This window comes from Faecalibacillus intestinalis (assembly GCF_015097455.1).
Lineage (GTDB): Bacteria > Bacillota_I > Bacilli_A > Erysipelotrichales > Coprobacillaceae > Faecalibacillus > Faecalibacillus intestinalis.
Genome location: NZ_AP024085.1, coordinates 2165287 through 2186937 on the forward strand (window position 1 = coordinate 2165287; position 21651 = coordinate 2186937).

19 protein-coding genes, 3 rRNA genes and 1 pseudogene are annotated in these 21651 nt (G+C 34.4%); 6 read left to right on the forward strand and 17 right to left on the reverse strand.

Features of this window, described 5'->3' with window-relative positions; all coding sequences use genetic code 11:
- Positions 1-44: 44 nt before the first annotated feature.
- From Fi14EGH31_RS11550 to pdxS, 3 genes are read right to left on the reverse strand one after another with little or no spacing between them, the layout of a single operon-like run.
- A complete protein-coding gene (locus Fi14EGH31_RS11550; protein WP_117787366.1) occupies positions 45-824 on the reverse strand; it encodes a helix-turn-helix transcriptional regulator in 780 nt (259 codons plus the stop codon).
- A 36-nt stretch (positions 825-860) separates the two neighbouring features.
- On the reverse strand, positions 861-1436 hold the full coding sequence (gene pdxT / locus Fi14EGH31_RS11555) for a pyridoxal 5'-phosphate synthase glutaminase subunit PdxT (protein WP_107030584.1): 576 nt from the start codon (positions 1434-1436) through the stop codon (positions 861-863).
- Positions 1436-2311, reverse strand: a complete 876-nt coding sequence (pdxS, locus tag Fi14EGH31_RS11560) for a pyridoxal 5'-phosphate synthase lyase subunit PdxS (protein WP_118473894.1) — start codon at positions 2309-2311, stop codon at positions 1436-1438. Before pdxS ends, pdxT begins: the two co-directional genes overlap by 1 nt.
- Before the next feature lie 113 nt (positions 2312-2424).
- On the opposite strand from pdxS, the gene pdxR reads away from it, so the two are divergent.
- Positions 2425-3813, forward strand: a complete 1389-nt coding sequence (pdxR, locus tag Fi14EGH31_RS11565) for a MocR-like pyridoxine biosynthesis transcription factor PdxR (protein ID WP_200764828.1) — start codon at positions 2425-2427, stop codon at positions 3811-3813.
- Positions 3814-3869: 56 nt separating this feature from the next.
- On the opposite strand, the gene rrf is transcribed toward pdxR, so the two are convergent.
- From rrf to rlmD, 9 genes are all read right to left on the reverse strand, one after another.
- A 5S ribosomal RNA gene (gene rrf, locus Fi14EGH31_RS11570) occupies positions 3870-3977 on the reverse strand.
- Between the two features lie 74 nt (positions 3978-4051).
- A 23S ribosomal RNA gene (locus tag Fi14EGH31_RS11575) occupies positions 4052-6954 on the reverse strand.
- A gap of 215 nt (positions 6955-7169) precedes the next feature.
- Positions 7170-8694, reverse strand: a 16S ribosomal RNA gene (locus Fi14EGH31_RS11580).
- Together the 16S, 23S and 5S rRNA genes form the textbook arrangement of a ribosomal RNA operon.
- A gap of 372 nt (positions 8695-9066) precedes the next feature.
- Positions 9067-9966 carry a UTP--glucose-1-phosphate uridylyltransferase GalU gene (galU, locus tag Fi14EGH31_RS11585; RefSeq protein ID WP_107030690.1) on the reverse strand — a complete coding sequence of 300 codons (900 nt, stop codon included), beginning with the start codon at positions 9964-9966 and terminating at the stop codon, positions 9067-9069.
- A 196-nt stretch (positions 9967-10162) separates the two neighbouring features.
- Positions 10163-10825: an acyltransferase gene (locus Fi14EGH31_RS11590; protein WP_032089935.1), complete on the reverse strand. Its 663-nt coding sequence runs from the start codon at positions 10823-10825 to the stop codon at positions 10163-10165.
- 13 nt (positions 10826-10838) lie between these two features.
- Complete coding sequence (locus Fi14EGH31_RS11595) at positions 10839-11087, reverse strand: hypothetical protein (RefSeq protein ID WP_117829345.1); 249 nt, start codon at positions 11085-11087, stop codon at positions 10839-10841.
- A gap of 422 nt (positions 11088-11509) precedes the next feature.
- The gene (locus Fi14EGH31_RS11600; protein WP_200764829.1) at positions 11510-13042 is read right to left on the reverse strand and encodes an AIPR family protein; all 1533 of its coding nucleotides are present in this window, start codon (positions 13040-13042) and stop codon (positions 11510-11512) included.
- Entirely contained in the window at positions 12981-13193 is a 213-nt protein-coding gene (locus Fi14EGH31_RS11605; protein ID WP_200764830.1) for a hypothetical protein, read from the reverse strand. Before Fi14EGH31_RS11605 ends, Fi14EGH31_RS11600 begins: the two co-directional genes overlap by 62 nt.
- Positions 13194-13487: 294 nt before the next feature.
- Positions 13488-14627 carry a 23S rRNA (uracil(1939)-C(5))-methyltransferase RlmD gene (rlmD, locus tag Fi14EGH31_RS11610; RefSeq protein WP_117833023.1) on the reverse strand — a complete coding sequence of 380 codons (1140 nt, stop codon included), beginning with the start codon at positions 14625-14627 and terminating at the stop codon, positions 13488-13490.
- 95 nt (positions 14628-14722) lie between these two features.
- Here rlmD and Fi14EGH31_RS11615 point away from each other — a divergent pair, with 95 nt between their 5' ends.
- The 5 genes from Fi14EGH31_RS11615 (at position 14723) to Fi14EGH31_RS11635 (ending at position 19608) form a co-directional block, all read left to right on the forward strand.
- Positions 14723-15790: a CobW family GTP-binding protein gene (locus Fi14EGH31_RS11615; RefSeq protein WP_200764831.1), complete on the forward strand. Its 1068-nt coding sequence runs from the start codon at positions 14723-14725 to the stop codon at positions 15788-15790.
- A 4-nt stretch (positions 15791-15794) separates the two neighbouring features.
- The gene (locus Fi14EGH31_RS11620; RefSeq protein WP_200764832.1) at positions 15795-16739 is read left to right on the forward strand and encodes a TIGR03943 family putative permease subunit; all 945 of its coding nucleotides are present in this window, start codon (positions 15795-15797) and stop codon (positions 16737-16739) included.
- 74 nt (positions 16740-16813) lie between these two features.
- Positions 16814-17947 (forward strand): tRNA guanosine(34) transglycosylase Tgt, encoded by a 1134-nt coding sequence (gene tgt / locus Fi14EGH31_RS11625; protein WP_032089927.1) that lies wholly within the window; start codon positions 16814-16816, stop codon positions 17945-17947.
- Positions 17948-18973: a tRNA preQ1(34) S-adenosylmethionine ribosyltransferase-isomerase QueA gene (gene queA, locus Fi14EGH31_RS11630; RefSeq protein ID WP_200764833.1), complete on the forward strand. Its 1026-nt coding sequence runs from the start codon at positions 17948-17950 to the stop codon at positions 18971-18973.
- On the forward strand, positions 18973-19608 hold the full coding sequence (locus Fi14EGH31_RS11635; RefSeq protein ID WP_022000732.1) for an epoxyqueuosine reductase QueH: 636 nt from the start codon (positions 18973-18975) through the stop codon (positions 19606-19608). The genes queA and Fi14EGH31_RS11635 overlap by 1 nt, the downstream gene beginning before the upstream one ends.
- A 22-nt stretch (positions 19609-19630) precedes the next feature.
- Here the strand turns inward: Fi14EGH31_RS11635 and Fi14EGH31_RS11640 are convergent.
- The 5 genes and pseudogenes from Fi14EGH31_RS11640 to Fi14EGH31_RS11660 form a co-directional block, all read right to left on the reverse strand.
- Positions 19631-20220 (reverse strand): annotated as a pseudogene (locus tag Fi14EGH31_RS11640) (nitroreductase).
- An 8-nt stretch (positions 20221-20228) separates the two neighbouring features.
- The gene (locus tag Fi14EGH31_RS15725; RefSeq protein WP_227408681.1) at positions 20229-20273 is read right to left on the reverse strand and encodes a hypothetical protein; all 45 of its coding nucleotides are present in this window, start codon (positions 20271-20273) and stop codon (positions 20229-20231) included.
- Positions 20274-20275: 2 nt separating this feature from the next.
- The gene (locus Fi14EGH31_RS11650; protein ID WP_118306832.1) at positions 20276-20470 is read right to left on the reverse strand and encodes a hypothetical protein; all 195 of its coding nucleotides are present in this window, start codon (positions 20468-20470) and stop codon (positions 20276-20278) included.
- Positions 20442-20861 (reverse strand): YHYH domain-containing protein, encoded by a 420-nt coding sequence (locus Fi14EGH31_RS11655; protein WP_200764834.1) that lies wholly within the window; start codon positions 20859-20861, stop codon positions 20442-20444. The genes Fi14EGH31_RS11650 and Fi14EGH31_RS11655 overlap by 29 nt, the downstream gene beginning before the upstream one ends.
- Before the next feature lie 39 nt (positions 20862-20900).
- Positions 20901-21551 carry a GDSL-type esterase/lipase family protein gene (locus Fi14EGH31_RS11660; protein WP_117829352.1) on the reverse strand — a complete coding sequence of 217 codons (651 nt, stop codon included), beginning with the start codon at positions 21549-21551 and terminating at the stop codon, positions 20901-20903.
- Between the last annotated feature and the right edge of the window lie 100 nt (positions 21552-21651).

A 21651-nucleotide genomic window follows, 5' to 3' on the forward strand; every position in this document is an offset into this window, starting at 1 on the left:
TCTTTTTATAAAGGAAATTCATTGCCTTTTTTAACAATTTATAGTCAATTATTAACTTTTCGATATTTTGTTGGTGTTGTATGATATTCTTTTTTAAAAACATTTTCAAATGATTTTACATTTTTAAATCCATGATTTAAAGCAATATCAATGATTTTCATGTTAGTATGTATTAAATCATAATAAGCATGTTTTAATCTTATTTTTTGTAAATATTGATAAAAGGAAATCGTTGTTTGTCTTTTAAATAATCGTGATAAAGAATTAGGATGAAAGTGAAATTGTTCAGCTATAATTTCAAGTGTTAAATCTTGGTTATATCTTTTTTCTATTTCTTCTATTATTTTATAAATTTCTTTTGTGTTTTCTTCTTGTTTTTTATCTAATAAACAATCCTGTATGAGTTTTTGATAAAGTTGATACATTAAAATATGTTGTTCTATTGGTAAAAGATGGTGAATATATTTCATTTCTAACCAAGGTTTAAACCATTCTTTGTTTGATGGAGCTTTTAATTTAAAGAAATAAGATTGAATTTGAAATTCTTTAAAGACATCAACTGACAATAAATATGTATATAAATGTGTAAATTCAGGAAAATTGAATTGATGTACACTATGTGAGTTAATAATAAACATTTCCCCTTGATAAAATATTTCTTTCTTTCCATCAATATATGCTTCTACTTTTCCTGAAACGACATATACAACTTCAATATCTTGATGATAGTGGGAACTTACTGGTCGACTTTTATTAAATTGATGATTATAAAAAACAATAGGATATTTAATATTTGTTTTAACAATTTCTAGATGATGATCCATTTTATTCACCTCTTTTTTATTATATAAGAAAAAAGCCTACATTGTAGACTTTTTGATCATATTTATAAAATACTGATGAATTGAATCATCTTCATCAAGTTCAGGATGAAAAGCAAGTGCTAATTGTTTTTTATATTGAACAGCAATAATATTGTCATTCACTTTAGAAAGAATATCAACACCATCTTGTACACTTTCGATATAAGGTGCGCGAATAAAAGTCATAGGTACTTTTCCTATTCCTTTCATTTCTTCAATGGTGTGAAAACTTCCTAGTTGTCTACCATAAGCATTTCTTTTAACCGTCATAGGTATTGTTGAAAAATAAGTTTGATTTTGATTTTCTATTTCCTTAGCTAATAAAATGAGTCCTGCGCATGTAGCAAGTGTTGGTAAGCCATCTTGAATACGTTTTTGTAAAATATCAAACATATCCAATTCTTTTAAGAGCTTTCCTTGAACAGTACTTTCTCCACCAGGAAGAATTAAACCATCAAAATCTTGTTCCAAATCTTTTTTTTGCCTTAATTCAATACACTCTACTCCCAACTTTTCTAACTTTTTTTCATGTTCAATAAAAGCACCCTGTAAAGCCAATACTCCCACTTTCATTATTTTCCTCTTTCTGCCATTAAAATTTCAATTTCTTGTTCATTAATCCCAACCATTGCTTCTCCTAAATCTTTTGATAACTCTGCTATCAATTTTGCATCTTTATAATTTGTAACTGCTTTAACAATTGCTTCTGCACGTTTTTTAGGATTTCCTGATTTAAAGATTCCTGAACCAACAAAGACTCCTTCTGCTCCTAATTGCATCATTAATGCAGCATCTGCAGGTGTAGCAACTCCACCAGCAGCAAAGTTAACAACTGGTAATTTTTTATGATCGTGAACATATTCTATAAGTTCATATGGTACTTGTAATTGTTTTGCAACTTCGAAAAGTTCATCTTTTCGAAGAGCCGAAATTTGGGCAATTTGTTTATTCATCATTCTCATATGACGAACGGCTTGAACGATATCTCCTGTTCCTGGTTCCCCTTTTGTACGAATCATACTTGCTCCTTCATTGATACGACGAAGTGCTTCTCCTAAATCTTTAGCTCCACAAACAAATGGTACTTCAAATTCTCTTTTGTTGACATGATAAACATCATCAGCTGGTGATAAAACTTCACTTTCATCAATATAATCAATTTCAATTGCTTGTAAAAGCTGTGCTTCTACAAAGTGTCCAATACGACATTTTGCCATAACTGGAATACTTACTGCTGCTTGAATTTCTTGAATCATTTTTGGATCAGACATTCTTGCAACTCCCCCTGCTGCACGAATATCTGCAGGAATTCTTTCAAGTGCCATAACAGCACATGCTCCAGCTTCTTCTGCGATTTTTGCTTGCTCAGGTGTTGTTACATCCATAATAACACCACCTTTTAACATTTGTGCTAATTGTTTATTTAATGCATATCTTTCATTTGACATTTTTTAATCCCCCTGTTTACTTTTGTTATGGCTTTTATTATACTTAAATGTGAACATATTAAAATATTCAAATTAAATATATTCATTAAGGTCAGTTTAAGGAGGAATCAATTATGTTAACATATAATCTTACAAATATAGGGTCAGATTCCCTTTATGAATATCTTTATAAATGTATAAAAAAAGACATTATTTTAGGAAACATAAAACCAGGAGAAAGATTACCATCAAAGAGACCTTTTTCAAAAAATCTTGGAGTAAGTATCATTACTGTTGAAAATGCCTATAGTTTACTTATGTCAGAAGGATTTATTTATTCATTACCAAAAAAAGGTTTTTATGTCACTGATCTAAAAAATATTCCTTCTAAAAAACAAATGAATAAAGAGAAAGTGATTTTAACAAGTGGACATAATCACTACTTAGCTGATTTTTCTAGTAATCAAACTGAAAGTGATATCTTTCCCTTTACTACCTGGATCAAGACCATGAAAGAAGTACTAAGAAATAATCAAGAAGAGTTAATGATCAACTCACCTTGTGGAGGAATTCTTGAACTAAGAAAAAACATTGCGAATTTCTTAAAAGATTTTAGAGATATGAATATTAAACCTGAACAAATCATTATTGGTGCAGGTACAGAATATCTATATAGCTTGATTATTCAACTTTTAGGAAACGATGTTAAATATGGCTTAGAAAACCCTGGTTATCCAAAAACTGCGCAAATTTATAAAAGTATGAATGTTGATTTTGAATATGTGGATATGGATGAATATGGAATTGATCCAAATGAATTAGAAGAAAAGAAAATTGACGTAATACACATCTCCCCATCTCATCATTTTCCTACAGGTATTGTTATGCCAATTTCAAGAAGATATGAACTTTTAGGTTGGGCAAATAAAGTTGAAAAACATTATATTATTGAAGATGATTATGATAGTGAATTAAGATTAGGAGGAAAACCAATTCCTACCCTACAAAGTATCGATGTTTCCGATAAAATCATCTACATGAATACCTTTACTAAAACTCTATCATCAACCATCCGTATGTCCTATATGGTATTACCAGAATCATTAGCTGATGAATATTATAAACGTCTTTCATTTTATTCATGTACCGTTTCAAATTTTGAACAATATACACTTTCTAGATTTATTGAAAACGGGCATTTTGAAAGACATATTAATCGTTTAAGAAATTATTATTTAAAAAAACAAAATACAATCTTAAATGCTTTCCAAACAAGCAGTATAAATAATAAGATTGAAATTTATAATGAAACTACCGGTGTTCATTTTTTAATGAAAATAAAAAGTGAAAAAGCAGAAAAAGACATTATTAACAACGCCTACAGTAAAGGAATAAAGTTAAGTCCACTTTCTCAATATTACAAAAATAATGAAGAAAACAATAATATTTATGTTATGAACTATTCCTCATTAGATAGTGAAAAAATAGAACTAATTGTAGAGAAATTAAAACAATGTATTTAAAAATCCTAACACAATCTGTTAGGATTTTTTAGTTAACAAGCATAAAAAAAAGAAGGAACTGGCAACGAGCTATTTTCGCACAATGTACTATCTTCGCCGCGATGATGCTTAACTTCTGTGTTCGGAATGGGTACAGGTGTGTCCATCATGCTATCATTACCAGATTCTTCTTTTCAAGTGTCTTCAGGACACTCAAAACCAGACAGTAGTTTTTCTTCTTTCAAGCTCGCTTGCCTTTTCGGTCAAGCCCTCGACCTATTAGTATCAGTCCGCTTAACATGTCACCATGCTTACACTCCTGACCTATCTACCTTATCGTCTTTAAGGGGTCTTACTTGCTTGCGCAATGGGAAATCTCATCTTGAAGTGGGTTTCACACTTAGATGCCTTCAGCGTTTATCCCTTCCGCATTTAGCTACCCAGCTATGCCACTGGCGTGACAACTGGTCCACCATTGATGCGTCCATCCCGGTCCTCTCGTACTGAGGACAGCTCTTCTCAAATTTCCTGCGCCCACGACAGATAGGGACCGAACTGTCTCACGACGTTCTGAACCCAGCTCGCGTACCGCTTTAATGGGCGAACAGCCCAACCCTTGGAACCGACTTCAGCTCCAGGATGCGATGAGCCGACATCGAGGTGCCAAACCTCCCCGTCGATGTGAACTCTTGGGGGAGATCAGCCTGTTATCCCCAGGGTAGCTTTTATCCGTTGAGCGACGGCCTTTCCATTCAGCACCGCCGGATCACTAAGCCCGACTTTCGTCCCTGCTCGACTTGTGGGTCTCGCAGTCAAACACCCTTTTGCCTTTGCACTCTGCGCTTGGTTTCCATCCAAGCTGAGGGTATCTTTGGGCGCCTCCGTTACTCTTTGGGAGGCGACCGCCCCAGTCAAACTGCCCGACTGACACTGTCCCGTCAACGGCTCTACGTCGTCCGGTTAGAAATCCAATACAACAGGGGTAGTATCCCAACAGCGGCTCCTTGAATACTGGCGTATCCATCTCTTTGCCTCCTACCTATCCTGTACATGCTGCATCAAATCCCAATATCAACCTGCAGTGAAGCTCCATGGGGTCTTTCCGTCTAGTCGCGGGTAACCTGCATCTTCACAGGTACTAAGACTTCACCGAGTCTACAGCTGAGACAGCGCCCAAATCGTTACGCCTTTCGTGCGGGTCAGAACTTACCTGACAAGGAATTTCGCTACCTTAGGACCGTTATAGTTACGGCCGCCGTTTACTGGGGCTTCAGTTCAGGGCTTCACTTGCGTTAACCCCTCCCCTTAACCTTCCAGCACCGGGCAGGCGTCACCCCCTATACTTCGCCTTGCGGCTTAGCAGAGAGCTGTGTTTTTGGTAAACAGTCGCTTGGGCCGTTTCACTGCGGCTCATATCTCTATGAGCACTCCTTCTCCCTAAGTTACGGAGTCATTTTGCAGAGTTCCTTAGCTATAGTTCTCTCGCTCACCTTAGGATTCTCTCCTCACCCATGTGTGTCCATTTTCGGTACGGGCCATATATACTTAACGTTAGAAACTTTTCTTGGAAGTTCCTCCACTGCCTTCCGTACTCGCCGTAGCTTTCCGTACGCTTCACGCCTTCTCGTTTCGGATGGTGGATTTGCCTGCCATCCCGATATCTCGCTTGCACCAGCTCTTCCAGCCGCTGGCTGCAGCTTCCTCTCTCCGTCATTCCTTCACATATATACGGGTACAGGAATCTCTACCTGTTGTCCATCGACTACGCCTTTCGGCCTCGCCTTAGGTCCCGACTTACCCAGAGCGGACGAACCTTCCTCTGGAAACCTTGGGTTTTCGGTGCGTGGGATTCTCACCCACGTTCCGCTACTCACACCGGCATTCTCTCTTCCATGATCTCCACACGTCCTTTCGGTCGTACTTCTCCGTTCATGGAACGCTCCCCTACCATCCCTTGGGATCCATAGCTTCGGTAGTATGCTTAGCCCCGGTAAATTATCGGCGCAGAGTCATTCGACTAGTGAGCTGTTACGCACTCTTTAAAGGATGGCTGCTTCTGAGCCAACCTCCTAGTTGTCTGTACATCTCCACATCCTTTTCCACTTAGCATACATTTTGGGACCTTAGCTGATGGTCTGGGCTGTTTCCCTCTTGACAACGGACCTTATCACCCGCTGTCTGACTGCCGAGCATGTTGGCGTGACATTCGCAGTTTGATTATGCTCAGTACCCCGAGATGGGGCCATCACATATTCAGTGCTCTACCTTCACGCAACTCTTCTCTCGACGCTAGCCCTAAAGCTATTTCGGGGAGAACCAGCTATCTCCGGGTTCGATTGGAATTTCACCCCTAGCCACAACTCATCCGCCAACGTTTCAACGGGGGTCGGTTCGGTCCTCCATCGGGTTTTACCCCAACTTCAACCTGGTCATGGCTAGATCACCCGGTTTCGGGTCTACTGCATGCAACTCGCGCCCTCTTAAGACTCGCTTTCGCTTCGGCTCCGCATATCCTGCTTAACCTCGCTCCATACAGTAACTCGCCGGTTCATTCTACAAAAGGCACGCCATCACCCTTTAACGGGCTCTGACTTCTTGTAGGCATATGGTTTCAGGTTCTCTTTCACTCCCCTCCCGGGGTTCTTTTCACCTTTCCCTCACGGTACTGGTTCACTATCGGTCACTCTCTCGTATTTAGCCTTGCCGGATGGTCCCGGCTGATTCAGACAGGATTTCTCGTGTCCCGCCCTACTCAGGTGTCATCTCTCTCCAGTCTCTCATTTCGAGTACGGGGCTCTCACCCTCTCTCGCTCACCTTCCCATGTGATTCCTCTATGATCCTCTGTTTGATTTATCGATGATCCTACTACCCCGATCCTCAGATCGGTTTGGGCTCTTTCCCTTTCGCTCGCCGCTACTCAGAAAATCATTCTTATTTTCTCTTCCTGCAGGTACTTAGATGTTTCAGTTCCCTGCGTCTCGCCTCATCATGTCTATGTATTCGACATGTGATACACGGATATGACTCCGTGTGGGTTCCCCCATTCGGATATCGACGGCTCTTCACGTGCTTACCGCTCACCGTCGCATTTCGCTGTTTGCTGCGTCCTTCTTCGCCGGAGTGTGCCTAGGCATTCCCCATACGCCCTTTCTTGCTTTACCTTCTAGGTTTGCTTGCTTGAACTTTTTTTCGTTTACACTTGCTGTAAAATCTTAGTTACTTTCGACTTTTCGTACTAGACCTTATTTTTTCTTTAATGTCTAATCTCTTCTTTATCGTTTTCGCAATTTTTTTTACTACTATCCAGTTTTCAATGTCCTCTTGAATGTCATGGACATTCAAAACCAAACAAGAAAGCACAACTTTCTCTCCCTAGAAAGGAGGTGATCCATCCCCACGTTCCCGTAGGGATACCTTGTTACGACTTCACCCCAATCATCAGTCCCACCTTAGACAGCTCCTTCCTTGCGGTTAGGCCACCGGCTTCGGGTGTTACCGACTCTCATGGTGTGACGGGCGGTGTGTACAAGGCCCGAGAACGTATTCACCGCGACATGCTGATTCGCGATTACTAGCGATTCCATCTTCGTGCAGTCGAGTTGCAGACTGCAGTCCGAACTGAGAACAGTTTTATGGGTTTCGCTCCACCTCGCGGCTTCGCTTCCCTCTGCTCTGTCCATTGTAGCACGTGTGTAGCCCAGGTCATAAGGGGCATGATGATTTGACGTCATCCCCGCCTTCCTCCGGCTTGTCACCGGCAGTCTCGCCAGAGTCCCCAACTTAATGCTGGCAACTGGCAACAGGGGTTGCGCTCGTTGCGGGACTTAACCCAACATCTCACGACACGAGCTGACGACAACCATGCACCACCTGTCTTCTCTATAGCTATCTCTCCATCTCTGGAGCCTTTAGATCGATGTCAAGACCTGGTAAGGTTCTTCGCGTTGCTTCGAATTAAACCACATGCTCCACCGCTTGTGCGGGCCCCCGTCAATTCCTTTGAGTTTCATTCTTGCGAACGTACTACTCAGGCGGAGTACTTATTGCGTTAACTGCAGCACTGAGATTTGACTCCCAACACTTAGTACTCATCGTTTACGGCGTGGACTACTAGGGTATCTAATCCTATTTGCTCCCCACGCTTTCGGGACTGAGCGTCAGTTATGCGCCAGATCGTCGCCTTCGCCACTGGTGTTCCTCCATATATCTACGCATTTCACCGCTACACATGGAATTCCACGATCCTCTCACACACTCTAGCTCTACGGTTTCCATGGCTTACCGAAGTTAAGCTTCGATCTTTCACCACAGACCCTTAGTGCCGCCTGCTCCCTCTTTACGCCCAATAATTCCGGATAACGCTCGCCACCTACGTATTACCGCGGCTGCTGGCACGTAGTTAGCCGTGGCTTTCTTATAGAGTACCGTCACTTGGATATCATTCCCTATATCCACCGTTCTTCCTCTATGACAGAAGTTTACATAACGAATTACTTCTTCCTTCACGCGGCGTTGCTCGGTCAGGGTTTCCCCCATTGCCGAAAATTCCCTACTGCTGCCTCCCGTAGGAGTCTGGGCCGTGTCTCAGTCCCAGTGTGGCCGGTCACCCTCTCAGGTCGGCTACGCATCGTCGCCTTGGTAGGCCGTTACCCTACCAACTAGCTAATGCGCCATAAGTCCATCATCTACCAGTCCCGTAGCACTTTTCATATAGAGTTCATGCGATCTCTACACCTATGCGGTCTTAGCTGACGTTTCCATCAGTTATCCCCCTGTAGATGCCAGGTTACTTATGTATTACTCACCCGTTCGCCACTCTTCACCGAAGTGAAGCGTTCGACTTGCATGTATTAGGCACGCCGCCAGCGTTCATCCTGAGCCAGGATCAAACTCTCCATTGTCTTATTCCTTTCAGACAATCTCTTAGTCTGTTTAGCTCTTTTTTATTTCTTTAACTTAATTGACGTTGTGTTTTATTCTTTCCTGTTCAGTTTTCAATGTCCTCTCACTTGACTCTCTCGTCGAGTGCCCATTTATATTACCATCCTCTTTCCCTTTTGTAAAGCTTTTTTTCTATCTTTTTTTATTTTTTTCTCTATTCCCCTCTTTTTCTGCCTTTATATCAACGTTTTTTTCATTGATCTTTTTTGACGCTTTTTTTATGATTTGGTGTTTATAGAGTATTTTAGATATTGTAAAAAGAAAAATTATTATACTTTTATACTCATTTTTATAAAAAAGAAGCCCTTAAATAAAGGCTTCTTTATAATATTTTATTTAGCTTTTTCTTTTTCAACTAATGTATGAATATATTCATTCACTTGATCATGTAAATCTTCTCTATCTAATGCAAAATCGATTGTTGCTTTGATAAATCCAAATTTATCCCCTACATCATATCTCTTTCCTTCAAAATCATATGCATAGACTGCTTGTCTATCTAGTAGTCTTTTAATGGCATCTGTTAACTGGATTTCTCCTCCTGCACCTTTTCCTTGTGTTTCTAACAATTCAAAGATTTCAGGTGTCAATACATATCTCCCTAAGACTGCTAGTTGACTTGGTGCTTTCTCTACGGCTGGTTTTTCTACCATATCTGTTAGTTTTACCAGTCTTCCCTTTGCTGGATGTGATTTTGATGGTTCTACGATTCCATATTTGCTGACATCTTTTTTATCGACTGTTTGTACTCCAATTACTGATGCTGATGTTTTACTATATTGTTCTATTAATTGTTTTAAAGCTGGTTTTCCTTCTTTATTGACAACCACATCATCTCCTAGTAAGACTGCAAATGGTTCATCTCCTATAAAAGATTTAGCACAAAGTACTGCATGTCCTAATCCTTTTGGTTCTTTCTGTCTGATATAGTAGATATTGGCCATATCTGCGATATCTTGGATCATTTTTACTTGTTCTAGTTTTCCTGATTCTTTTAATCTTTCTTCTAGTTCATAGTTTTTATCAAAATGATTTTCCATTGCATGTTTATTACTGTTTGTAATAATCAAGATTTCTTCTATTCCACTGTCTACTGCTTCTTGAATGATATATTGGATTGTTGGAATATCTACGATTGGCAACATTTCTTTAGCGATTGCTTTTGTTGCTGGTAGAAATCTTGTCCCTAATCCTGCCGCTGGTATAATTGCTTTTCTTACTTTTTTATTCATTTTTTCTATCCTTTCTTCATATAGAATATTTACTTAAACCATACCATTTTTTTAATTTTTATCAACCCTTTATAACCAATATGCTATTTTAATTACTTAAATACTCATCTAATTTAAATTTTTATAATTTTAATTACATGTATGATTATAATATCAATAAAAAAGCAATGTTTTTAAATCACATTGCCTCTAATAATTATTTCTTTTCTACAATATCATTAAGTTCCTTAAAAATTGAATTTTCTGGTACAACGCCTCTTACTCTAGATAATGGATAAATATTACTATTTCTTCCAATAACAGTTCCAGGGTTTAAAACACTATTACATCCTACTTCTACATAATCTCCTAGCATTGCACCCATTTTTTTAAGTCCAGTTTCAATTTCTTCGTGATTAAATCTATCTTTTACAACTACTAATGTCTTATCACTTTTAACATTACTTGTAATTGATCCTGCACCCATATGAGACTTATATCCCAAAATAGAATCACCTACATAGTTATAATGAGGAACTTGTACATTATCAAAAATAATAACATTCTTTAACTCAACAGAATTACCAATAACACAATTTTCCCCTACTAATGCACTTCCTCTGATAAAAGCACAATGTCTCACTTCTGTTCCTGCACCAATAATACAAGGTGAACCAATATAAGCACTATCAAAAACTTTAGCATCTTTGTGAATCCAAACATGTTCATTCACTTCTTGATATTCATCCCCTAAAGTTTCTCCTAATTCAATAATAAAATCTTTAATTCCTTTTAAAGCTTGCCAAGGATACTCATATTTTGATAAATAATCCTTTGCTTGACTATGTGTTAAATCATATAAATCATTTATCTTATACATAAAAACACCCCTCCTACTTATCTTCTTCATAAAACAATTGTAATACAAGCTGTTTTAATTTACTATAAAAATCATACATTTTTTGAAGTGTTATTGAATAATCATTTGTAAGTTTAGTTTTCAATTGATTAATATAAGTTTGAATATATAATTTTTGTCTTTGCATTCTTGTTTTATTAGAATAATCTTTTGAAGTATTACGTGAACGTACAAATTCTTCAACATTATCTCGATTAATAACAATTTTCTTTTGTTTTTTCAATCTATCCCCCTAAACTTTAGCAAAAAATAAGCAGGAGCCTTCGCCTTTGCTACAAACACTTATAAAAACCTATCTTCGAATATCTATTTCCAACTTTGCCTTAAAGCAAACCATGAAATGGTCTTCAAATATCTTGATCTGCTCGATATACTTTCGAACCAGCGCTTCATCTATAAACGTCACCACACTTGATGCAGGTACAAATGATGGATCAATGACCTGTAGGATTGCATCGCACAGCAGACTACCCATCTCACCGAATTCGACGAATCACTGGTGCGACGCTGGATCCAACAGATAATCATCTGAGATGACCACATCACCGTCCAACTGAAATCAGGTGTTAGTATTGATGTTAATGCATAATTTCATAAACGTACGAAACCCTACTGACCATGATGGCCGGGAGGGTTGTCTTCACTTTATTCATCTAACATATTATCTATATACTGTATAAATTCTGCACTTTTGGCTACACGTCCATTTCCTCCATGCTGTTTATATATTTCGTATACTCTATTTCGAATATCTTCAATTAAGGTATCCGTTACAGAATCCATATCCAAGTTCTTAATATCAGCGGGAGTAATATTTCTCTTACCCAATACATCTGCAATAACTGCATACAGTACATAATATAAAATATCACTTTTTTCTGCTGAAGAATAATCAGAACCACTTCTTACATTTTTCTGGATTTTTTTACCTAGTAAAGCTACTCTATAAAATACCTCTAGATCATTATTCTTTTCGTATAATTCGTTGTATTTTTTTTCGTCATTCAGCAATGTTGATGGTCTTGCTCGTGCATAGTCTGGCTTTTTCAGGAAAATTGTAATAAGACATTGTGCAAGAAAAGATACCCCAACAATCTCCGCAGGCTTATGTCCCTGATTTTTATAATAATTTTTTCCCCTATCGTAAAATAATCCTCTACTCTTAAAATACATTTCAATTTGAAGATGTATAGGATCCGTCACACGCAATGTTGCTTTAGGAATATTTGTCTGATTATTTGTAGCAAAGATAATTTGATCTCTTGATTCTTCATTATCAGGAACAATTATCCTTAGCAATATGGAACGTTTTTCTGACTCTAATGCTTCTCTATTTTCGGAAAAATAATTATATATTTCCATTGAAGTTTGTAATCCATTAACAATTTCAGAATTAACAATTTGTAACTCTCTATTATTTACCAATGTAGCTTCGGATGCCAGTACTGTAACTCCATTATTTAACCACCAAAAATCATTATCATCGGCTCTATGTAATGTTTCGGATATACTACTGTTTACATTATTTTTTCCTTGATAATCACGCACATTAGAATCGAAAAAACTCTTTCTCACATCGCCTTCATCATTTACTATAAAGTTAAAATAGCTTTTCAAATCAACTAACGCAACATAATTTTTTTGATTTGGCGAAATTGGAATATCTGCAAATTTAAGATTCACTCTATTTTCTATCACCGCATTATACATTTCAAACAGAGTATCAGAATCAACAAAAGTTACCTCAACAACTGCATTCGGGAATAATCCTTTTATGGTATCTTTCAGTTCTTCGGCTTGCTGAATTACATTAGGATGTAATTCTGATGCTAATGTTGCATAGTAAAATCTAAATTTCAACTTTACCCTGCTGGTTATCAAACGTGTATATGTATCCCTAAACGTAGTAAATGCTTCGAGAATATCGGCATTATACCTTGCCGTAAAATCAGTTGTTGTTTTTGATAAATCCAGAAGATTTCCAGAGATGGTTTTCCACTTCATCACTGCATCTTCTCCAAATGATGTGGTCTTCTTTGACTGGATAATTATCATTTCCAGAATGGAATCTTTTGGTGCAGATATATGTTCAACAACATCTGGCGTAATAAGTAAATTATTTAAAAATAAATAAATCGAATCGCATCCTCCATCCAATCCTTTTTCCAACAATACCATTATCTACTTCATCGTCACTTAATCCTTGATTTTTCAATATTTGGCTTGCTGAAAAAAATTCAAAATATTCTGATATGTTGCTATAGTTATCATTATTTCGAAATTCTTGTTCAATTAAATTTTCTAGTAATATTTGTGCATTTTTACTCATCTTTTAACCTCCACATACACAATAATTTTCCTGTTATATATTTCACTGCCAAATCCGCCTAATAGTATTGAGTGGCTTAAACTGCGGTTGTCTCTGACAACAATCCCAATGCCACAACCTATGACATCTAATCCACAGCCTAAAACCTACAACATTTTTCTGACCATCCACTTTTTTTCTCTGGTCAGACTAATAAGTAGATATGTTTCCATACAAGAAAGTCGAGCTTTCCGCAAGGCTTCTCTAATGATGCTAACTAAGCAAAAAATCCGGAAATGCGCTACTTTTCAGCCTTTATTTATCTTTTCTTGACAGCAAACACACCGTCTCAACATGTCTTGTATGTGGAAACATATCATAAAGATACATTGTATGAGTATGATAACCAATCTTTTTAAAGTATTGTATATCTCTAATTTGTGTCGTTGGATCACATGAAATATAAACAACTTGTTTTGGATTTAGTATTTTAACCGAATCCATAAACTGTTTAGTAGAACCGCTTCTTGGAGGATCCATAATGACCACATCTACTTTATGTTTCTCTTTCGCAAGTTTTTTCATAAATTCAGTTGCATCATCACATACAAATTGAATATTAGATAGTTGATTCATTCGTGCATTGTTTTTTGCATCTTTGATTGCATCTTTATTACTTTCTACTCCAATAACTTGTTTTACATTTTGTGAGAGAATCATTCCTATTGTTCCAATACCACAATAAGCATCAATTGCTGTTTCATTTCCTTTAATATTCAATAAGGATAAAGCTTTGGTATAAAGATTAACACATTGATCATGATTGATTTGATAAAAAGATTGTGGAGAGATCTTAAATTTCAAACCACATAATTCATCAACAATAAACCCTTTTCCATAAAGAACTTTATCTTCATTTCCTAAAACAATTGGTGTTCTACGTGTATTGACATTTAAGACAATTGTTTTAATACTTGGAAACTTCTTAACTAATTGGTTACAAAATTGTTTAGACCCACGCCACATATTTTCATTACATACTAAAACAACCATTGTTTGATCTGTTTTAACACCTCGACGAATTAAAATATGTCTTAATAATCCTTTATGTCTTTTACGATCATAAATAGAAACACGATACTTTCTTAAATAACTTTGTATATATTGTAAAATTTCATCCATAATATCTTCGTGTAATAAACAGTGTTTATAAGGAATAATATCTTGGCTATGTTCTTCGTAGAGACCGTATTCATATTTTTGATTAAAAGCAACAATTGCTTTATTTCGATAACCATTAACTAATGGTGAAGCTACTGTTGGTTTTACATCTATTTTTAATTTTGTTTTCTTTATTTCTTTTTCTATAAATAATGTCTTTTCTTTTAATTCTTCTTGATATTGATCTTGTGGATAAAAGCATCCTCCACATCTTTTAATTATTGGACATTTCATTTTTTATCACCCTTTACTTGTCAATCATTATAACACAGGTATTATCATTTGATGAAATGATTTATGAGTGTTATAATCTAGCGGAGGTGAAATATATGAGTAAAATAGATATTATTTCTGGCTTTTTAGGTGCTGGAAAAACAACATTAATTAAAAAATTAATTGCTGAAGCATATCAAAATGAAAAAATCGTATTAATAGAAAATGAATTTGGAGAAATTGGAATTGATGGAACATTCTTAAAAGATTCTGGTGTTACAATCAACGAAATGAACTCTGGATGTATTTGTTGTAGTTTAGTAGGAGATTTCGAAACATCATTAAAAGAAGTCTTAGATACGTATCATCCTGATCGTGTTATTATTGAACCTTCTGGTGTTGGCAAATTATCTGATGTTATTAAAGCAGTATCTACTGTTAATAGTGATGAAATGGAATTAGATAATTTTATTACAGTTGTAGATGCTAAAAAATGTCGTATGTATACTAAAAACTTTGGTGAATTCTATAATAACCAAGTTGAACATGCATCATTAATTGTTTTAAGTCGTAGCCAAGACTTAACTGAATTCCAATTAAAAGAATGCTTAGATATCTTAAAAGGATTAAACGATCATTCACCAATCATTACAACTGCTTGGGATAAATTAAATGGTTTAGATATCATTAATGCTTGTGAAGTGAACATTCAAGAAGAATTATTACATGAACATGAACATCATCACCATCATGATCACGAATGTGAATGCGGACATGATCATCACGAACATGATCATGAACATGGATGTTGCGGACATGACCATCATGAACACGATCACGACCATGAATGTTGTGGACATCATCATCACCATGACCATGATCATGAATGTGGTTGTGGACATCATCACCATCATGCTGATGAAGTATTTAATAGTATTGGATTTGACACTGTTAAAAAATATAACGAAGTTGAATTAAGTGATATCTTAAATAAATTATGTAATGATGATAATGTTTTAAGAGCTAAAGGTTTTGTAGATAGTGGAAATGAAGATTGGTGGTATTTTGATTTAGTACCAGGTGAATTTGAAATTCGTTTAGGTAAACCTATTTATACAGGTCAAGTTTGTGTAATTGGTAAAGACTTAGATGAAAATACAATTAAGGAGTTATTTTTAGGATAAGCGTATGAATAAAACAAGAGTTTATTTGTTTACTGGATTTTTAGAAAGTGGAAAATCTTCATTTATCCAAGATACTCTTCTTGAACAAGGTTTTGGTGAAGATGAAAAAACTTTGATCATTGCCTGCGAAGAAGGTGAAGTCGCTTTTGATATTCCAGCTTTAGAAAAAGAAAATGCTTCTGTTGAATTTATTGAAAACGAAGAAGATTTAAATTATGAAACTCTTCTTCATTTACATCAAAAATACCAACCAACACAAGTGATGATTGAATATAACGGAATGTGGGATAATACAAAATTCGTGGATGAAATTTGTATTGACCAATGGCAAGTTGTTCAAATTCTTACAACTGTTTCTGCTGAAACATTTGATCTTTATTACAATAATATGCGTGGTCAATTTGTTTATCATATTACTGGTAGTGATTTAGTTATTGTTAATAGATGTGATGAAAATACAAAGAAATATCCTATTAGAGGAAGTATTAAATCTTTAAATCCAATGTGTCAAATTGTTTATGAAAATAAAAATAGACAAATTGAAGATTTAACTGTTAATGATTTACCATATAACTTAAATGATGATTATATTGAAGTAAATGATATGGATTATGGTATTTTCTGTATGCATATTATGGAAAATCCTCAAATCTATGAAAATAAAACAATTAAGATCAAAGGTAAAGTGATTGGCCGTGATAAATTAATTGAAAATGGTTTTGTTTTAGGTAGACAAGCCATGGTATGTTGTAGTGATGATATGCAACTTTTAGGTTTAGTATGTATTAGTAAATACGCTAAAGATTTAATTAAAGATGAATGGTTAGTGGTTGATGGAACCATTAGTTTAGAATATGATGAATCTATTCAAAGTAATATTCCTATTTTACATGTTGATCATTTAGAAGGTGCTAAACCTTTAGAAAATGAATATGTTACATTTGATTAAGAGCTTTTAGCTCTTTTTCTATTTTATTTATAAATACTTTCATGTATAATGAATAGGCAAAAAGAGGTGGAAAAATGAAAGATTTTTGGTATGAATTAAAACATGTTTGTAAACAAAGTGGTGCTCGATATGGGATTTTACATACTCCCCATGGAGATGTAGAAACACCTATGTTTATGCCTGTAGGTACACTAGCTACAGTAAAAGGGATTGCCCCTGAAATGTTAAAAGAAATGGGATCACAAGTAATCCTTTCTAATACATATCACTTATGGTTAAGACCTGGGGAAGATATTGTTGCTAAAGCGGGTGGTCTTCATAAGTTTATGAACTATGATGGTCCTATGCTTACAGATAGTGGAGGATTTCAAGTTTTTTCTTTGGGAAAAACAAGAAAGATCAAAGAAGAAGGCGTTTATTTTAAAAGTATTATTGATGGTAAGTCTTTATTCTTATCTCCAGAAAAAGCAATCGATATTCAAAACAAATTAGGAGCAGATATGATTATGTCTTTAGATGAATGTGCTCCTTATCCAGCAACTTATGATTATATGAAACATAGTGTTGAAAGAACAATTCGTTGGGCTAAAAGAGGTAAAGAAGCGCATCATAATGAAAAACAAGCGTTATTTGGAATTGTTCAAGGTGGAGAATATCCTGATTTAAGAGAAAAATGTGCCAAAGCACTTGTAGAAATGGATTTCCCTGGTTATTCAATTGGTGGAACGAGCGTTGGTGAACCAAAAGATGTAATGTATAAAATGGTCGAAGATGCGGTTCAATGGTTACCTGAAGATAAACCACGTTATTTAATGGGAGTTGGTAATCCAATTGATTTAATTGAAGCTGCGATTCGTGGTATTGATATGTATGATTGTGTTTTACCAACACGTGTTGCTAGACATGGTGCTTTAATGACACATCATGGACGTATGAATATTAATAATGAAAAGTTTAAAGAAGATTTTACTCCTATTGATCCTGAATGTGATTGTTATACTTGTAGAAATTATACAAGAGCTTATTTAAGACATCTTCATAAATCAGATGAATTATTTGGAAAAACATTGTTATCGATTCACAATGTAAGATTCTTATTACAACTTTCAGAAGATATTCGTAAAGCAATTCAAGAAGATCGTTTATTAGATTTTAAAGAAGAATTTTTAGATAAATATGGTAGAGATGTTTATAAGAGGGCTTTTTAAATGAAACTAAGTGAATTTGATTTTGAACTACCTGAAGAACTCATTGCTCAACATCCTGTTGAAAAAAGAGATACTTCTAGATTAATGGTAGTAAATAGAGAAAACGGAAATATTGAACACAGACATTTTTATGATATTCTTGATTATTTAAAACCAGGTGATGTTTTAGTAAGAAATAATACAAAAGTTATTCCTGCTCGTTTATTTGGAATTAAAGAAGAAACAAATGGACATGTTGAAGTTCTTTTATTAAAAGAATTAAAGAAAGATACTTGGGAATGTTTATGCGGTAATGCACGTATTGTAAAAATGAATACAGTCATTACTTTTGGTGAAGGCTTATTAAAAGCAAAATGTATTGAAATCAAAGATGAAGGTATTCGTGTTTTTGAAATGATATACGATGGTATCTTCTACGAAATCTTAGATCAGTTAGGAACAATGCCTTTACCTCCTTATATTAAAGAAAAACTTGAAGATAAAAATAGATATCAAACAGTTTACGCTAAAATTGAAGGAAGTGCAGCAGCTCCTACAGCTGGTTTACATTTTACTGAAGAAATCAATCAAAAAATAAAAGATAAGGGTATTGAAATTCTTGATGTATGTTTACATGTTGGCCTTGGAACATTTAGACCTGTTAAAGAAGAAAATGTTTTAGATCATCACATGCATAGTGAATTCTATATAATCAGTGAAGAAGTCGCTGATAAACTAAATAAAGCTAAAGCTAATGGTCAAAGAATTATTGCGGTAGGAACTACATCAACACGTACTCTAGAAGCTAATATGAAAAAATATGGTAAATTTACAGCAACAAGTGAAAATACTGATATCTTTATTTATCCTGGATATAAATTTGAAGCTATTGATTGTTTGATTACAAACTTCCATTTACCTAAATCAACATTATTAATGTTGATTAGTGCCTTTGCTTCAAAAGAACTTATTTTCAAAGCTTATAAAGAAGCTGTCAAAGAAAAATATCGTTTCTTTAGCTTTGGTGATAGCATGATGATTTTATAATGAAAATCAATTACGACTTAAAACTCAAAGAAGAATTAGAAAAAATTAAAGGTACAAAACCCACCCTACTTCTCCATGTTTGTTGTGGGCCATGTAGCGGAAACGTTTTAAAAGAAATATCTGAATTTTTCGATATAACTATTTATTACTCTAATTCAAACATTTATCCAGATACTGAGTATTTTCGACGATTTCATGAATTAGAAAATTTTATTCAATGCTTTAATCAAGATTTCAATCAAAATATTCAAGTTGTTGAAAAAGAATATCAACCAAAAGAATATCTAAAAGATATTTCTCAATATAAAGATGAACCTGAAGGTGGAAAACGCTGTTATCTTTGTTATTCAAAGAGAATGAAAGATGCTTATGATTATGCATCTTTACATCACTTTGATTATTGGACAACTGTTTTAAGTGTTTCTCCACATAAAAATAGTCAATGGATCAATGAAATTGGCGCAAGCTTTCCTCAAGAAAAAACACAATTTCTTTTCAGTGATTTTAAAAAGAACAATGGTTATTTAAAATCAGTTAAATTTGCAGCATTATATAATCTTTATCGACAAAATTATTGTGGTTGTGTTTATTCTTATCAAGATATGTTAGAAAGAGAAAAAAACAAGGAGTTATAAAAATAATTTCTTGTTTTTTATATTAAAGCCATGTTACTTCATTACCTTTTCTAGGCAATGATTTTCTTAAAGGCTTTCCATCATTTGTATCAGGATAACCGACAATTAATGAACCATAGACCCTTTCATCTTCATTCATACCTAAACTTTGTAAATAAGATAAAATTTTTTGATCTTCATTGAGCCATTTTAATTGATTAATATAACAACTTCCTAGATCTAATTCATTAGCTTCAAGCATCATATTTTCAAGAGCAAGAGCACAATCCGCTTGATTATTTCCATAACCTTTTTTATTGGCAGCAATAATCAAAACAGGTGCATTATAACAAAATACATATTCGCCCTTTTTAGAAAGATTGATTGAATTTTGTAAACTTCTATACATATTTTCGGTAATTTCCATTTGAGAAAACGCTCTTTCAACCATTTTAACTAAATGATCGATTATTTGTTTATTTTGAATAACTAGAAATGATTACTTTGACTATTACCTCCACTTGGTGCATATCTTCCTATTTCTATAATTTTCTCTAACAATTCTTGACTAACTTCTTTATCTAAATATTTTCTTGTACTTCTTCTTGTTATTATATTTGCAAATGTATTCATTCTTTGTTCTATTTCCTTTTTCTTTTATAAAGAATATATCCAATAACCCCCAGAGCTACAACACCTGCTCCACCTGCTGTGCTACTATTACCCCTTGTTCTTTGTACTTGTTATATTCTTTTTTATATTTTTTGTCTAAAACATCATAGACTTTATAATTTTTATATTTACGATAATATTCATCACTTTGCTTTTCATTATCAAGATCTTCTTGATCATATTTAGAAAGCTTCTTTTTCTTCTTGCTCATAAGTACTTTGATAACTTTCCTTGTAGACTTTCTTTTGTTTCTCTAAAGTGTATTCACTATTTGTATCTTCATCCTCTAAGTTTCTTACATTTTCGATTGCTTTTTTATTTGCATCAAGATTTGCTTTTTTATAATTATATCCAGCCGTTTCTCCTTGTTTTGTATAATCCACAGCTTTAGGTGTAGCACTTTGATTTGTAGAAGAATTACCACTTGAATTTGATGAAGAACTACTTGATCCACCATCATTATGATAATGATATTCTCCATCTCTAAGTCCCCATTTTGCACAATTTGTTCGACAACAATGTCCTCCATTAGCATCCGTTCTACCAGAATGGGCACTTATTGGGGTAATTGTCATAAGTAAAACAACAATAACAGATGCCACCTTTGATATTCATTTTTTCATATTTCTATTCCTTTTTAATTATAAAATATATTCTTTTAAACAATTTGTATAACGTAGATATCCTTCATGATTGATATGAAGTCCATCTTCATAGTAAACTTCAACAGGTTCACCTTTTTTATTACATAATATTGGATAAGCATTAATAAAAGTTACATATTCATAAGGAATTGTCTTCTTAAATTCCTTATAAATCATTTTTAATAAATCATTACTTCTCAATACACCAGGTGTATGTTTATAATCATGCATTGGTAAACATGGTAATGGTGAGACCACATAAATTTCACATTCAGGTAAATTATAATGTACAGTTTCTACAAGTTCTTTGACATTAATAGCAATATCTTTAGGTGATTGCATAACTGTTTTTCCTAAATCATTCGTACCAATCATATAAACAAGTTGTTTAGGTTTAAATTTTAAAACTCCTTCATCAATAAAATGAAGCAGCATTGTGGAAGTAATTCCACCAATACCACAATTATATTTATTTTCTATTTCAGGAAAATATTTTTCTATATCCATAAATTGGGTGATAGAATCTCCAAAAAAGACAGTACCTCCTTCCTTTGCATTTTTATTTTGATCAATAATTTCTTTCATACGATCAATTGTCATTTCTCTTATTTGATAGTAATTTGTAAGAAATGTCATATTTTCTCTCATAATGTCGACCTCTTTTCTATATAATATTATTATATTTTTATTGTTTTATTTTTTCAATATTGAAAAAATATTGAATATACTTGAAAAAAGTGATATTTTA

Coding starts and splice junctions, on each gene's coding strand:
- queA (WP_200764833.1), top strand. CDS start 17,948: ATGAAACTAAGTGAATTTGATTTTGAACTACCTGAAGAACTCATTGCT.
- Fi14EGH31_RS11605 (WP_200764830.1), bottom strand. CDS start 13,193: ATGAGTAAAAATGCACAAATATTACTAGAAAATTTAATTGAACAAGAA.
- Fi14EGH31_RS11615 (WP_200764831.1), top strand. CDS start 14,723: ATGAGTAAAATAGATATTATTTCTGGCTTTTTAGGTGCTGGAAAAACA.
- Fi14EGH31_RS11550 (WP_117787366.1), bottom strand. CDS start 824: ATGGATCATCATCTAGAAATTGTTAAAACAAATATTAAATATCCTATT.
- pdxS (WP_118473894.1), bottom strand. CDS start 2,311: ATGTCAAATGAAAGATATGCATTAAATAAACAATTAGCACAAATGTTA.
- pdxT (WP_107030584.1), bottom strand. CDS start 1,436: ATGAAAGTGGGAGTATTGGCTTTACAGGGTGCTTTTATTGAACATGAA.
- Fi14EGH31_RS11590 (WP_032089935.1), bottom strand. CDS start 10,825: ATGTATAAGATAAATGATTTATATGATTTAACACATAGTCAAGCAAAG.
- rlmD (WP_117833023.1), bottom strand. CDS start 14,627: ATGAAATGTCCAATAATTAAAAGATGTGGAGGATGCTTTTATCCACAA.
- Fi14EGH31_RS11635 (WP_022000732.1), top strand. CDS start 18,973: ATGAAAATCAATTACGACTTAAAACTCAAAGAAGAATTAGAAAAAATT.
- Fi14EGH31_RS11620 (WP_200764832.1), top strand. CDS start 15,795: ATGAATAAAACAAGAGTTTATTTGTTTACTGGATTTTTAGAAAGTGGA.
- tgt (WP_032089927.1), top strand. CDS start 16,814: ATGAAAGATTTTTGGTATGAATTAAAACATGTTTGTAAACAAAGTGGT.
- galU (WP_107030690.1), bottom strand. CDS start 9,966: ATGAATAAAAAAGTAAGAAAAGCAATTATACCAGCGGCAGGATTAGGG.
- Fi14EGH31_RS11650 (WP_118306832.1), bottom strand. CDS start 20,470: ATGAGCAAGAAGAAAAAGAAGCTTTCTAAATATGATCAAGAAGATCTT.
- pdxR (WP_200764828.1), top strand. CDS start 2,425: ATGTTAACATATAATCTTACAAATATAGGGTCAGATTCCCTTTATGAA.
- Fi14EGH31_RS11660 (WP_117829352.1), bottom strand. CDS start 21,551: ATGAGAGAAAATATGACATTTCTTACAAATTACTATCAAATAAGAGAA.
- Fi14EGH31_RS11600 (WP_200764829.1), bottom strand. CDS start 13,042: ATGGTATTGTTGGAAAAAGGATTGGATGGAGGATGCGATTCGATTTAT.